This is a genomic window from Pseudonocardia oceanicola, from assembly GCF_047200735.1.
In the GTDB taxonomy this organism is placed as follows: Bacteria; Actinomycetota; Actinomycetes; order Mycobacteriales; family Pseudonocardiaceae; genus Pseudonocardia.
Map to the genome: position 1 here is coordinate 108,051 of NZ_JBJZON010000018.1, position 13,459 is coordinate 121,509.

Below are 13,459 nucleotides of genomic sequence, written 5' to 3' on the forward strand. Positions count from 1 at the left end.
GGGTTGTCAACGTGAACGTCGCGGCGGGAGGAGCTCGGGCCGGACTGCGTGGCGCAAGATCGCCCACCCCAGCAGCACGACCAGCACGCGGAGGCGGGGCCAGTCGAGGGGGCGGACGGCCCGCACCAGCGCGGTGCCGGTCGTACCCGGTGCAGGGCCGGAGGGATCCCGGGCAGCAGCTGCCCCGCCCCCCGCGCCGGCGAGGGCCGATCCCGGTGGCTCGGGCGCCCGCCCGCCACCGAGCCGGGCGCGGAAAACGTGGTAGGTCCACGCCTGGTACACCAGGACGACGGGCAGCAGGACCGCCAGGACCACCGTCATGACCGTCAGCGCGTACGAGGCGGAGGCGGTGTTCGTGGTGGTGAGGTCGTTCGCGGCGCCGAGGCTGGACACCATCACGCGCGGGTACAGCTCGGAGAAGATCGACGTCGTCAGCGCGGCCATGGTCGTGGCGGTGGCGGCGAACGCGAGCCCCTCCCGCCGGACGTGGACGAACGCCGCCGCGGTGATCGCGGCAAGGATCGCGCCGAACTCGGCGACGGACAGCAGCACCCCGTCGCCGGCGGTCACGCGGGTCCACGCCGCCCACCCGGTGACGACGACGGCGACCACCGGGGCGAGGGACTGGGCGATCCCGAGGGCGCGCCGGCGCAGGGCCGCCGTGGTCTTCAGGGCGAGGAACACCGCCCCGTGGACCAGGCACACCAGCACGACCGTCGCGCCGGTCATCAGCGCGTACGCGGGGAACAGGTCCCCGGCGCCGCCGACGAACTCCTGCGCGGAGTCGATCGGGACCCCGGCCAAGAGCCCACCGAGCACGATGCCGAGGCCGAGCGGGACCACCAGGCTCCCGCCGGCGAGCGCACCGCTCCAGAGCGCCCGGGCGCGCGGCGACTCCGAATGGGACCGGAACTCGAAGGACACCCCACGCAGGATCAGCGCGACCAGCACCACGACCATGATCGGGTAGTACGCGGAGAACATCGTGGCGTACCAGACCGGGAAGGCCGCGAAGGTCACGGCGGTGGCCACGATCAGCCACACCTCGTTGCCGTCCCACACCGGCCCGATCGTGCGGATCGCCAGGTCACGCCCGGCCTCGTCGCGCCCGACGACGCCGTGCAGCATGCCGACCCCGAAGTCGAACCCCTCGAGCAGCAGGAAGCCGGTCCACACCACCGTGAGGACGACGAACCAGAAGGCGACGAGGGTCATCGGCACACCGCCCGGGTCAGTAGGTGGGCGCCGGGGCGGGCGCCTCGATCTCGTCCGCGGCTTCCTCGGCCGGGAGCTCCTTACGGGCGTAGCGCGCCATGAGGAGCCAGTCCGCGACGGCCAGCGCGCCGTAGAGCAGGAAGAAGATCAGCAGGCTGGTGACGATCGCCGCCGCGCTCACCGACGGCGAGTGGGCGTCCGCCGTCTTCTGCAGCCCCTGCACGATCCACGGCTGCCTGCCGTTCTCGGTGAGGAGCCAGCCGGCGGTGTTGATCACGAAGGGCAACGGCAGGCTCCACAGCGCCACCCGCAGGAACCACGGCGAGGACTCCAGCCGTCTCCACCGCCACAGACCCCACAGCGAGATCAGCAGCACGAGGCTGCCGAGGTAGGCCATGACCCGCATCGACCAGTACTGGACGAACACGTTCGGCACGTAGTCGCCCGGCCCGTACTGCTGCTCGTACTGGGCCTGCAACTCGTTGAGGCCGACCACCTGGCCGTCCCAGGAGTTGGTGGCCAGGATCGACAGCAGGTGTGGCACGGCGATGATCTTCGTGGGGGTCTGGTCGTTGTTGCCGCCGCCGATCTGGAACAGCGAGAACGAGCACGGCTGGCAGGTCTCCCACTGCGCCTCGGCCGCCGCGATCTTCATCGGCTGGTAGGTGCCCTCGGTGACCCCGAGCTCGCTGCCGACCAGTAGGTTGATCATGGTGGCGGGCGCGAGCACCACCAGGGCGAGGCGGGCCGAGCGCCGGAAGTCCGACTTGGGGTCCCGCCGCAGGTGCCAGGCCGACACGGCGAGCACGACGACGGCCGCGGTGATCAGCGAGGCGAGCAGGACGTGCAGATAGCTGCGCAGGAACACCGGGTTGGTGAGCACGGCGCCGATGCTCGTGAGCTGCGCGCGCTGCGTCGCCGGGTTGATCTCGTAGCCGACCGGGTTCTGCATCCACGAGTTCGCGGCCATGATGAAGGCGGCCGAGAGCACCCCGCCCAGTGCCACCATCCAGATCGTCGCGAGGTGCACGCGCGGGCTCAGCCGCTTCCAGCCGAAGATCCACAGGCCGAGGAAGACGGACTCGAGGAAGAAGGCGGCGAGCCCCTCCATGGCCAGCGGCGCGCCGAAGACATCGCCGACGAAGCGGGAGTAGCCCGACCAGTTCATCCCGAACTGGAACTCCTGCACCAGCCCGGTCACCACGCCCACCGCCACGTTGATGACCAGCAGGACGCCGAAGAACCGGGTCAGCCGCAGGTACTCCGGCTGGCGGGACCTGTGCCAGCGCGTCTGCAGGAACGCGGTGATCAACGCCAGCCCGATCGTGAGCGGTACGAACAGGAAGTGGTAGATCGACGTGCTGGCGAACTGCAGGCGAGCGAGGTCGACCACGGACACACAGCCACCGTTGCGACCCACGGGACGGCGAGCATCGCCCGGAGCAGGTGACCCGGGCGCCGGCACCGCGCACGAGCCCGGCACGCATGCCCGATTCGTCCGTCACCGCAGCCACCGCCGCCCCGGCCGTACCCCGCGGCGCTCATCCGGGTCGGGTGAGGCGCGTGCCGCCGCACGGCGACCACGGTCAGACGTACCCGTATGACCTCGCAGAACCCGCGGACAGGAGCAGGCCATGGCGACGGACCGGGTGGATGCCCTGGTGATCTTCGGTGCGACCGGGGACCTGGCGAAGTTGGAGACCTTCCCGGCGCTGGTCGGGCTGGTCGAGCGGGGTGTCCTGGAGGTGCCGGTGATCGGCGTCGCGAGGAGCGGGTGGGACCTGGAGGGGTTCCGGGACTACGCCGCGCAGTCGCTGCGCCGCAACGGGCTCGACCCGGACTCGGGTCCCGGGCGGGACATGCTGGGCCTGCTGCGCTATGTCGACGGTGACCTGGGCGACCCGGCGACCTACGAGGCGATGAGCCGGGAGATCGGCGAGGGCTCCCGGATCCTCTACTACCTGGAGGTGCCGCCGGCGCTGTTCGCCCGGATCGCCGAGGGCATCTCCGGGGTGGGCCGGGCCGCGGGGGCCCGGGTGATGGTCGAGAAGCCCTTCGGCACCGACCTGCGCAGCGCGCAGGCGCTGAACGAGACCATGCTGAAGTATTTCCCGGAGGATGCCATCTACCGGGTCGACCACTGGCTGGGCCTCGACCCGCTCAACGACGTCCTGGTCGCCCGCTTCGCCAACTCGATGATCGAGCCGCTGCTCACCCGCGACCACGTGGAGAGCATCCAGATCACCATGGCCGAGGCGTTCGACGTCGCCGACCGCGGCCGCTTCTACGACCGCACCGGGGCCACCCGCGACGTGGTGCAGAACCACATGCTGCAGGTGCTGGCCACCGTGGTGGCCGACCCGCCGGACGGGTCGGGCCTGCTGTCCTGGGTCGACGCCAAGGCCCGCGTGCTGTCCGCGATCCGCCCGCTGACCCCGGAGCACACCGTCCGCGGCCAGTACGAGGGCTACCGGGAGGTGGCCGGGGTCGACCCGGTCTCGACCACCGAGACCTTCACCGCGGTCCGCCTTCAGCTCGACTCGTGGCGCTGGGCGGGCGTGCCGATCCTGATCCGCGCGGGCAAGACGATGCCGGTCACCGCGACCGAGGTGAGCATCCGGTTCCGCCCGGTCCCGCTCGATCTGTTCGACGTGCCGAGCCCGCGCCCGGTCAACGCGCTGCGGTTCCGGATCTGGCCCACCGCCGCGGTCGTGCTGAGCCTGGCCGGTAAGAAGCCGGGGATCCGGCGGGAACCCCAGCAGCAGGAACTGGTCTTCGCCGAACACCCCGGGGAGGACGCGCGCCCCTACGACCGGCTCATCGGCGCGGCCCTGGACGGCAACCGGGTGTTGTTCGCCCGGCAGGACACCGTCGAGGCCGCCTGGCGGGTGGTCGACCCGATCCTCGGCGACGTGGTCCCCCTGCAGCGCTACCCGCGCGGCACCTGGGGACCCAAGGAAGCCGACGACCTGCTGCCCGAGGGGGACACATGGCACGACCCCACCGGCTGACCCTCGTCGGTCGCTCCCACCGGCAGCCCGCAACCGCGTCCGCGCGATGGTGACTCGAGCGGCCGCCTTCGCCCGCGACGCGCGGCGGGAGCGGACCTTCACCACGCAGGAGATCGGGATGCTGCGGGACGTCGACGACGACGCGCCCGAGCCCGCGGAGGACGCCAAGGAGGGACGGCCGTGAGCGGCGACCACTACGACGTGATCGTGATCGGCAGCGGGGCGGGCGGCGGCACCTTCGCCCATCGGCTCGCGCCCACCGGGAAGCGGGTCCTGCTGCTCGAGCGCGGGGCCTACCTGCCGCGCGAGCGCGACAACTGGGACTCGGGCGCGGTGTTCGTGCGCGGGAAGTACCGGGCCCCCGAGTTCTGGCTGGACCGCGACGGGAAGGAGTTCCCGCCCGAGGTGAACTACTACGTCGGCGGCAACACCAAGTTCTACGGCGCGGCGCTGTTCCGGCTGCGACCGGAGGACTTCGGCGAGCTGCGCCACCACGGCGGCCTCTCGCCGGCCTGGCCCCTCGACTACACCGACCTCGAGCCGTACTACACCGAGGCCGAGCACCTCTACGAGGTCCACGGCCGGCACGGCGACGACCCCACCGAGGGACCGGCGAGCGCGGACTACCGCTACGGGCCGGTGCGGCACGAACCCCGGATCCAGCAGCTCAGCGACGACCTGGACAAGATCGGGCTGCACCCCTTCCACCTGCCGATCGGCGTGCGCCTCGAGCAGGACGCGCACGGGAACGCCACCTACGACAGCCCCTGCATCCGGTGCGACCGCGTCGACGGCTTCCCCTGCGTGGTGGGCGGCAAGTCCGACGCGCAGGTGATCTGCGTGGACCCGGCGCTGACCCACGCAGGCGTCCGGCTGCTCACCCACGCCCACGTCACGCGGCTGGAGACCGATCCGGACGGGCGCTCGGTCACGTCCGTGGTCACCGAGTTCGACCAGGGCGAGGGCGCCACGGAGACGGTGCGGTTCAGCGCGGACGTCGTGGTGGTCGCCTGCGGGGCCGTGAACTCGGCCGCGCTGCTGCTGCGCTCGGCGAACGACAAGCACCCCGACGGCCTGGCCAACGGCTCCGGCGTGGTCGGCCGGCACTACATGCGGCACAACAACCTCGCGCTGATGGCCGTCTCCAAGGAGCCCAACCCGACGCGGTTCCAGAAGACCCTGGCGGTGCACGACTGGTACCTCGGCTCGGAGGACTGGGACTATCCGCTGGGCGGCATCCAGATGCTCGGCAAGTCCGACAGTGAGCAGATCCGGGCGAACGCCCCGCACTGGGCCGGCCGGCTGGCGCCGGAGATGCCGTTCGAGGTGCTCGCCCACCACGCCGTCGACTTCTGGCTCTGCGGGGAGGACCTGCCGCAGCCGGAGAACCGGGTGACCCTGGAACGCGACGGGCGGATCCGGCTCACGCTCGACCCGAACAACAACGTCGAGGGTCTGAAGCGCCTCCGGCACGCCCTGCAGAGCAGGCTCTCCGACCTCGGTATGCACGAGAAGCACCTGCTGCACCACAGCATCTACATGCACAAGGGCATGCCGATCGGCGCGACGGCGCACCAGGCGGGGACGATCCGGTTCGGGACCGACCCGGCGAGCTCGGCGCTCGACGTGACCTGCCGGGCACACGAGCTGGACAACCTCTACGTCGTCGACACCAGCTTCTTCCCCAGCATCGGGGCGGTGAACCCGTCGCTGACGGCGATGGCCAACGCCCTGCGCGTGGCCGACCACGTCCTCGAACGGCTGAGGTGATGCCGCCCGGGTTGGTCCGTGAGTTGCCCCGGTTGCCACGTGGTGAGAAGTCCCGATCGGAGTAGACGATGTCCGACGCCGAGATCACCGCCACCGAGAACACCGACACCGAGCCGGTCACGCGCAGTGAAGCCGTCCGCACGCGGCCCGCGCCGGCCCCGGCGCGCGCCGACGCGGTCGGGGTCGCGCGCGAGCCCGGACGCACGCGTACCACCCTGCGCGTGCCGGACGAGACCCGGTGTGACGGTCGAGATGGAGAGCGACGGCGCCGCGCGCACAGGGGCGGTGCGGTCCGCGCGGTCGCGGCGTCGGTGCTGGGCCTCGCTGTCGTCGCGGGCTGCTCCGCGCAGCCGGCCGCACCGCCGTCGGCGACGCCCGCACCCCCGGCCACGACCTCGGTGCCGGCGCCCGCGGCGTATCCGCCGGAGCTGTGCACGGCTGCGGCGCAGTTCCAGACCGCGGCGAATGCGCTCGTGCAGCTCGACGCGACGAAGGTCGGGACCGACGGGGTCAGGGCGGCCCTGCAGGACCTCGCCGACGCAGGGCGGAACCTGGCGGACGCGGCCAGGGCGCAGTTCGGTCCGCAGGTGGCCACCCTCGAGCAGGCCCTCGACTCGCTGCGGAACACGATCGCAGGGATCAGCGACCAGGCCACGCTCTCGGCCAACCTCGGGGCGCTCGCCACGTCGGTGGCGCAGGTCGAGGCGGCGGCCCGGCCGATCGTGGACAGCGTCCGCGCCGGCTGTCCAGGGGTGCCGCCGACCGCCACCCCGTCCTCCTGAGCTCGGACCCGGGAGTGCCGGGACCTTGCGGCCCCGGCACACTCGGCAGTACCGAACCGAGACCGTGCGGCCCCGGCACTGCGCGGATCGGGCGGTCCGACGCCCCGTGGGCGCCGGTCAGCGAGCCGGCTCGCCCGCCGGCTGCCCGAGCGCCTGGCGCTTCAGCGCCTCGTACTCGGCCGGGGTGATGGCGCCCTGGTCGAGCAGCCGCTTCGCCTCGGCGATCTGGGCGGTCGGGCCGCCGCCGGTCCCGTTCGCGGCGGCGATCCGGCGCACGTCGTGCTCGTAGGAGCTGCGGGCGGCGGCGACGTCGGCCTGCCGGCGTTCGCCCATCTTCCGGCCCTCCGCGATCAGGTACACGAGCGCCCCGACGATCGGCAGGATGATGATCACGACGGTCCAGCCGGCCTTGCCCCATCCGCCGATGTCGTCCCGGCGGAAGATGTCGCCGAAGATCGCGAAGATCAACCAGAACCAGATGACGAACCCGAAGAAGACGAGCATCGTCCAGAACAGGTCCAGCAGTGGATAGGTGCTCTGTGCGAGCAGCATGTCCGCCCCCTTGTCTCGAGGTCTCCCGGCCGCCTGCGGCGGGGTGCCGGGTCAGTCGTGACGATGCCCGGTCGGCAGCGCCGATCCCCCATCCGCGGCGGGTGATTGGTGGTCGACAGCACCCTCCGAACGCGGGCTGCCCGGCGCGGTCGGGGGCCCGGTCCGTGCGGCGGCACGCGGCTGGTCGAGGAACTGCACGACCCCCAGCAGGACCACGAGCACGAGGACGACGGCCAGGATGGTCCAGCCCGAGGGCCGGTCGATCAGCACGACCACGAGCGCGGCCAGCACGACCAGCGCCGTGCGGAGCAGGCCGAGGTGGTCGTGGACCCACGGGCCCACCGGACCCTCGGCGAGCCGGCGCGCGACCGCACCCCGGCGCAGCGACGCCACGCCGCGGGCCAGACCGCCGCGGATCCGGACCGCCGCCGACGACGGGCCGGTCACCCAGGCCGCGAGCGCCACGACGAGGCCGACCACGAAGAGCGTCCGCAGCGCGGCGCGGACGAAGCGCACGATGATGTCGTACGCCGAGGCCGCCGCGGCGGAGCCCTGCTCGGGCACGGCGCCGACCACGACGCCGCGCACGACGAGCAGGGCCACGGCCAGGGCGAGCATCGTCCCCATCACGGCCAGGCCGATCACCAGCGTGGCCCGCCGTCGGTTCCGCGCCAGCAGCACCCCGCCGATCAGGAACGCGAGGGTCACCCAGGGCAGCCAGGTGGCGGTCACGTCGAGCAGGTGGTAGAGCGTCTGGGCCTGGATCAGCGTGCTGGCCGGGAACAGCGTGATCGTCGGGTGCAGGGGAGGGATCCTCGCGGCGAGCTCGAACCCGGAGGCCACGAGCTGTTGCTTGGCCGCCTCGATGAAGGGGTAGAGATCCAGGACGGCGTCGGCGCCCTGCACGGTGATCGCCGAGGACTGGCCGGCCAGGACCGCCGCGAGTTGTTGATGGGTCACCGTCAGCGCCTGCTGCCCGGCGGCGATGAAGGTCGGGCTGCTCACCAGGTCCTGGACCTCGCCCTGGACGAAGCTGCGGGTGCCCTCGGCGAGCGGCCCGGTGAGTCCGTAGAGCCGGTCGGCGATCGGGGCCGGGAGGCCCTGGGCGGCGAGGGCGGCCACCGCCTGGGTCGCCAGTTGCTGGACGTCGACCTGGGTGAAGATCTCCTGGGTGACCCGGGCGGCGACCGCGTCCTGCACCGCGGGGTCCTCCAGGACCGGGCTCATGGTCGCCACGAACCGGTCGGTCTCGGAGATCTGGTTGTCCGTCCAGACCGCGAGCACGGACACCGGGACCAGCAGCAGGCCCAGGACCAGCAGGACCGCCGAACCGATCGAGGCCCACCGGATCGGGCCGCGAGGGCGCCGGGTCGGTGGGGGCGGCGGGGGCGCGGCCCTCAGCGCGGCGAGCTCGGCCCGCAGGCGTTCGAGCTCCGCGCGCTCCTCGGGGGCCAGCGGCGCGGCCGCGGACGGGGCGGACACGCGCGGCTCGGTCTCCGGCGTGGCGGCCGCAGCCGGCGCGGTCGAGGCCTTCGCCGGGCTGACCCGAGTCGGGGTGGCCACGGCGGGGCCGGGCTGGTCGGGTCGGTCGACGGTGGACATCACGCCCCCCTCCTGACGTGCGGTCTGGCGAGACGCACCCTCCGCCGTACGCGGGGAACCGGCATCACCTCGTCCGGGCGAGCCCGTGTCCCGCCTGCGCGGGGCGAGCCCCGGGTCCCGACCGATCCCGACCAGGTCGTCGGCGCTCGCCGACGCCGCATCGAGCTGGTGACCGTGCCGCTCCCGGGCGATGCCCGGCCGAGGATTGCGCCGGTCGGGCAGAGGGGCGGCCGCCGGGCTCGCTCGTCCGGCCGACGGGCCTCACGATGTGGGCGCCGGAATCCGCTGGCCGGGACGGGGCGGAGCAATCGGCGGGAGACCGGTTGCGCTGCAGCGCGTTTGCCGCCACGGTCGGCTCGCGTCGGCGCCGCGTGACCCGGTCGTGATCGGGTTGCGTGGGCGAACGGCCGTCCAGCCGGACGGCGACCCGGGTGCGCGGGACCGGGCGGCAGCAGCGGTCGGACGGAGCGGCGCCGACGCGACACCCGTTCGTCGATCACAGTCGAGCGAACCGGTCGAAATGATCACCCGGAGGGGACACCAGGACATGCCGACCTCGACCCATTCCCAGGCACGCAATGCCACCGAAGCAGGGACCAGCACGCCGACGGACACCGCCACCGCGACGGGGGCCCGTACGAGCGGGCGGCAGGACCGGCCGCCCCGACCCGAGCCGGGCCCGCCCGTCGAACAGGCCGCCACGGAGGTGGGCGAGCGGTGGCGGGAGATGACTGCGGAGACCAGCGCCGCGATCCGGGAGGTCGTGCGGCACAACCAGAAAGCGGCCACCCGGGCAGCGGATGCGGTGCTCGAGTTGGCTCTCCAGCTCAACCCGGTCGCACTGTTCGGTCGTGCGGTCCGCGGCATGAGCGACGACACCACGAGCGACGACCGCCCGTCCGGGGCCCGGGGCGTGGTCGACGACGGCTTCGGGACGGCCGAGAGGGCCCTGGCGACCCAGCGCGGCTACGTCGACCAGCTCGTCACCGCCCAACGGCGGGTGATCGGGGAGATCGTGGCCGTCGGCGAGCGGCTGAGCGCGATCAGCCGGGAGCAGGTCTCCCGCGTCGGCTGACGACGCGCTTCCACCGAACCACGGCGCCCCGGGTACCACCCCGGGGCGCCGCGCTGTGAGCCCGGGCGACGCCCGTGAAGATCGTGCAGATCTCGGACACCCACCTGACCGCGGCCGGCGGGCCGACCGAGAACGCCTTCGGACTCCTCGCCCGGCACCTCGACGAGGACGTCCGCCCCGACCTCGTCGTGCACTCGGGCGACATCCAGCTCGTCCACCCGGACGACGCGGACGACCGCGCCCACGCCCGCGAGCTGCTCGACCTCATCACGGCGCCGCTGGTGGTCGTGCCCGGCAACCACGACGTCGGGATGCCCGGGCTGGGCGCCTGGGCAGGCATCACCGTGACCGACGAGCGCGTGGCCGCGCACGAGGCCGCGTTCGGTCCCGACCACTGCCCGGGATGCCGCACCTCACCACGGACGACGTGCCCGCGGTCGCGAAGGCGATCGACGCCCTGACGGCACCTGCGGGGCGGTGATCGGCTCCCACCCGACGCGGCTCGGGGGCCGTGTGCCGAGGTGTCGCGCGACGGCGCGCCGGGCGACCTCGAGCGCGGCGTCCCTCCCGAGGTGTTCGGTGGCTGTCGCCCCGTCGCCGCCGTGCCCGGCCGGTGCGTCCGGGGCCAGGTCGGCCGCCGCGTCGAGCACGGCGGCGGTCTCGGGGTCGTCCAGCCGGCGCAGCAGGTCGGCCAGGTTGCGCAGGGTGACCCACTGGTGGGTCCAGTTCCCCGCCGTGGCCCAGTACTCGATCGCGTCGCGGTAGCCGTCGAGCGCTTCGGCGCAGCGTCCGCGGGCGGCGTGCACGCCGGCCAGGCCGACCGCGGCGATCCCGTGCAGGAAGGTGGCTCCTGACCTGCGGGCCCGGTCGACGGCGAGGCGGTAGCACTGCTCGGCACGCTCCGGGCGGCCGGCGACGCTGTGGATCTCCCCCGCGACGTAGGAGGCGAAGCCGTGCAGGCCCGGTGAGCCGGCCCGGGCGTCGAGCGCGGCGACGAGGGAGGCGGCACGGTCGAGGTCCCCGGCGTAGGCCGCGGCGAGCGCGGCCACCCCCAGGTTCTCGGTGGGCCGCGTGGCCAGGGCGTCGGCGGCGAGGGAGTGGTCCAGGGCCTCGCGGTAGGCGCCGCGGGCCATGTCGGCCTCGGCGAGGCTGGTGAGGCACAGCCAGGATCCCCGGGGACCGGTGGCGCCGGCGAGCCCGGTGCGGGCCTGCGCGTCGGCGCGTCGGTGGTCGCCCCGCAGGTAGCTGATGCCGGCGGCGACGCCGAGGACCTCGGCGGCCCGCGGGTGCTCCGCGAGGGCCGGGTCACCGGCGAGCTCCTCGGGCCAGCTCCACGCCTCGGTCAGGTCCCGCCAGTCGAGCGCGTCGTGGAGGGCGACCACCAGTGCGACGGCGTCGTCGAGAGCCGGGCCGCGCCGTGCGAGACGCCAGGCGGCGCGCAGGTTCGGCAGCTCGCGCCGCAGCACGGCGTCGGCCTCGGGCTCCCGGTCGGAGACGATCGTGGCGTCGATCCACGCGGTCAGGTCGACGGCCCAGCGCACCAGCCGGGCCTGCGCGGCGGAGGTCTCGCCCGCCGCGGCGAGCCGGTCGAGCCCGAACGCGCGCAGGGGTTCGAGCATCCGGTAGCGGGGGTGGTCCTCGAAGGCGACCTCGACCATCGAGGCGTCGACCAGGTGGGCCAGCACGCTCCCGGGATCGGCCGGCAGACCCAGGTCGACGGCGACGGCCTCGGCCGTGGCCAGGTCCACGCCGTCGGCGAACACCGAGAGGTGGCGGAACAGCCGTCGCGCGTCGTCGGTGAGCAGCTGGTAGGACCACGCCACGGTGTCGCGCAGCGTCCGGTGCCGGGGATCGGCGGTGGTCCGGCCCGAGCCGAGCAGGTCGAGGGCGCGGTCGAGCCGGGCGGCGAGGTCGCCGGTGGAGAAGGTCGAGAGCCGCCCGGCGGCCAGCTCGACGGCGAGCGGCATCCCGCCGAGCCGGCGCACGATCTCGGCGACGAGGTCGAGCTCCTCCTCGTCCGGCGCGAAGCCGGGGCGGACCCGCCGGGCGCGGTCGAGGAACAGTGCCACCGCCGGGCTGCGGCCGGGGATCTCGTCGCCGGGAGCGGGTACGGCCAGCCCGCCCAGCCGGAACGGGCACTCGGCGGCGAGGCCGAGGGGTTCCCGGCCGGTGGCCAGGACGGTCAGGCCGGGGCAGCGCTCGAGCACGGTGCGGACCGTGTCCCGGACGGCGTCGAGCAGGTGCTCGCAGTTGTCGACCACCAGGAGCCGGGGGCCGGTGCCCAGCGCGGCGGCGCAGGCCGTCAGGACGTCGCCCCGCACCACGTGCAGGCCCAGTACCGCGGCCAGGGCGTGCGGGACGGCAGCCGGATCGGTCACCGGCGCGAGGCGGAGCACCGGCGCGGCGGCGGAGCGGGCGACCTCGAGCGCGAGGCGCGTCTTCCCGATCCCGCCCGGACCGACGACGGTGACCAGCCGCTCGCCGACGAGGAGTCTCTGCAGCTCCACCAGTTGCACCTGGCGTCCCACGAGCGGCGTGCCGGGCGACGGCCCGACGGCGGCGGGCGGTGCCGGCCCCGGAGCCGCAATGGCCGGGCCCTGCCCGAGGTCGCCGCCCGCGACCGCCCGCTCCAGCTCGTCGAGCGCGGGCGAGGGGTCCAGGCCCGTCTCCTCGACGAGCCGTCGCCGGAAGTCGCGCGCGGTCTCCAGCGCCCGCGCCCCCCGGCCGGTCCTCGCCAGTGCCTCGATCAGCTGCCGGACCGCGGGTTCGGCGAGCGGGTCGGCCGCGACGGCCTCCGCGGCCAGCCCGGTGATCCCCTCGAGCTCCCCGCCCGCGATCGAGCAGCGGATCAACAGCTCGGTGACGTCCCGGCCCAACCGCTCGAGGCCGACCGCGGCCGCCGCCACGGCGGCCACGTCCCGCAGCTCGGCCAGCGGCGGACCACGCCAGAGCGCCCGGGCCTCGCGCACCAGCGCGGCGGCTCCGCCCGGGTCCGTCTGCTCCGCGGCTCGGGCCGAGGCGAGCAACCGGCGCGCGCCGACGACGTCCAGCGCCCCGCGGTCCAGCGCGAGCCGGTAGGCGCCGTCGAGGGTCTGCAGACACCCCGCCGCCGGCCCGAGGTGGCCGCGCAACCGGGAGATGTGGCTGTGGACCGCGGCACGGCACGATGCCGGCGGATCGTCGGGCCACAGCCCGTCCACGAGGTCGTCGACCGTGACCGCCCGCCCCTCGGCGAGGGCCAGCAGCGCCAGCACGGCGCGACGTTTGTGCCCGGGCACGGCGACCGGCCGCCCGTCGACCGTCAGGCGCAGCGGCCCGAGCACGTCGATCGCGACGGTGGAGGACATGCCCGACTCCATGCCCGCACCTCCTCCGGCCAGCATGCCCGCCCGCGCGGGTCGTGCCCAGGGCCACGGGGCGACGGCGGACGCGCCCGGATCGACGGCAGGGCG

The 13,459-nt window shown here is 74.1% G+C and carries 11 protein-coding genes; 6 read left to right on the plus strand and 5 right to left on the minus strand.

The window, feature by feature from the left end; translation table 11 throughout:
* Window positions 1–6: 6 nt before the first annotated feature.
* Window positions 7–1,215, minus strand: a complete 1,209-nt coding sequence (gene cydB / locus ACL02T_RS23520; protein ID WP_412832913.1) for a cytochrome d ubiquinol oxidase subunit II — start codon at window positions 1,213–1,215, stop codon at window positions 7–9.
* A 16-nt stretch (window positions 1,216–1,231) separates the two neighbouring features.
* A complete protein-coding gene (locus ACL02T_RS23525; RefSeq protein WP_412832914.1) occupies window positions 1,232–2,614 on the minus strand; it encodes a cytochrome ubiquinol oxidase subunit I in 1,383 nt (460 codons plus the stop codon).
* A gap of 235 nt (window positions 2,615–2,849) precedes the next feature.
* Here ACL02T_RS23525 and zwf point away from each other — a divergent pair, with 235 nt between their 5' ends.
* The 4 genes from zwf (at window position 2,850) to ACL02T_RS23545 (ending at window position 6,778) form a co-directional block, all read left to right on the plus strand.
* Window positions 2,850–4,226, plus strand: coding sequence for a glucose-6-phosphate dehydrogenase (zwf, locus tag ACL02T_RS23530; protein WP_412832915.1), 1,377 nt, complete (start codon window positions 2,850–2,852; stop codon window positions 4,224–4,226).
* A 46-nt stretch (window positions 4,227–4,272) separates the two neighbouring features.
* Window positions 4,273–4,410, plus strand: coding sequence for a hypothetical protein (locus tag ACL02T_RS23535; protein WP_412832916.1), 138 nt, complete (start codon window positions 4,273–4,275; stop codon window positions 4,408–4,410).
* Window positions 4,407–5,996 (plus strand): GMC oxidoreductase, encoded by a 1,590-nt coding sequence (locus ACL02T_RS23540; RefSeq protein ID WP_412832917.1) that lies wholly within the window; start codon window positions 4,407–4,409, stop codon window positions 5,994–5,996. Before ACL02T_RS23535 ends, ACL02T_RS23540 begins: the two co-directional genes overlap by 4 nt.
* A 68-nt stretch (window positions 5,997–6,064) precedes the next feature.
* Entirely contained in the window at window positions 6,065–6,778 is a 714-nt protein-coding gene (locus tag ACL02T_RS23545; RefSeq protein ID WP_412832918.1) for a hypothetical protein, read from the plus strand.
* A 117-nt stretch (window positions 6,779–6,895) separates the two neighbouring features.
* Here ACL02T_RS23545 and ACL02T_RS23550 read toward each other — a convergent pair whose 3' ends face one another.
* Together ACL02T_RS23550 and ACL02T_RS23555 are read right to left on the minus strand one after the other, a co-directional pair.
* On the minus strand, window positions 6,896–7,330 hold the full coding sequence (locus ACL02T_RS23550) for an SHOCT domain-containing protein (protein WP_412832919.1): 435 nt from the start codon (window positions 7,328–7,330) through the stop codon (window positions 6,896–6,898).
* 51 nt (window positions 7,331–7,381) lie between these two features.
* Entirely contained in the window at window positions 7,382–8,932 is a 1,551-nt protein-coding gene (locus tag ACL02T_RS23555; RefSeq protein WP_412832960.1) for a hypothetical protein, read from the minus strand.
* Window positions 8,933–9,479: 547 nt separating this feature from the next.
* Here ACL02T_RS23555 and ACL02T_RS23560 point away from each other — a divergent pair.
* The gene (locus ACL02T_RS23560; protein WP_412832920.1) at window positions 9,480–10,007 is read left to right on the plus strand and encodes a hypothetical protein; all 528 of its coding nucleotides are present in this window, start codon (window positions 9,480–9,482) and stop codon (window positions 10,005–10,007) included.
* Window positions 10,008–10,081: 74 nt separating this feature from the next.
* Window positions 10,082–10,468, plus strand: a complete 387-nt coding sequence (locus tag ACL02T_RS23565) for a metallophosphoesterase family protein (RefSeq protein ID WP_412832921.1) — start codon at window positions 10,082–10,084, stop codon at window positions 10,466–10,468.
* Here ACL02T_RS23565 and ACL02T_RS23570 read toward each other — a convergent pair.
* Window positions 10,421–13,354 carry an AfsR/SARP family transcriptional regulator gene (locus ACL02T_RS23570; RefSeq protein WP_412832922.1) on the minus strand — a complete coding sequence of 978 codons (2,934 nt, stop codon included), beginning with the start codon at window positions 13,352–13,354 and terminating at the stop codon, window positions 10,421–10,423. The genes ACL02T_RS23565 and ACL02T_RS23570 overlap by 48 nt on opposite strands.
* Window positions 13,355–13,459: the final 105 nt, after the last annotated feature.

Coding starts and splice junctions, on each gene's coding strand:
- ACL02T_RS23555 (WP_412832960.1), bottom strand. CDS start 8,932: ATGTCCACCGTCGACCGACCCGACCAGCCCGGCCCCGCCGTGGCCACC.
- ACL02T_RS23560 (WP_412832920.1), top strand. CDS start 9,480: ATGCCGACCTCGACCCATTCCCAGGCACGCAATGCCACCGAAGCAGGG.
- ACL02T_RS23535 (WP_412832916.1), top strand. CDS start 4,273: ATGGTGACTCGAGCGGCCGCCTTCGCCCGCGACGCGCGGCGGGAGCGG.
- cydB (WP_412832913.1), bottom strand. CDS start 1,215: ATGACCCTCGTCGCCTTCTGGTTCGTCGTCCTCACGGTGGTGTGGACC.
- ACL02T_RS23545 (WP_412832918.1), top strand. CDS start 6,065: ATGTCCGACGCCGAGATCACCGCCACCGAGAACACCGACACCGAGCCG.
- ACL02T_RS23550 (WP_412832919.1), bottom strand. CDS start 7,330: ATGCTGCTCGCACAGAGCACCTATCCACTGCTGGACCTGTTCTGGACG.
- ACL02T_RS23570 (WP_412832922.1), bottom strand. CDS start 13,354: ATGTCCTCCACCGTCGCGATCGACGTGCTCGGGCCGCTGCGCCTGACG.
- zwf (WP_412832915.1), top strand. CDS start 2,850: ATGGCGACGGACCGGGTGGATGCCCTGGTGATCTTCGGTGCGACCGGG.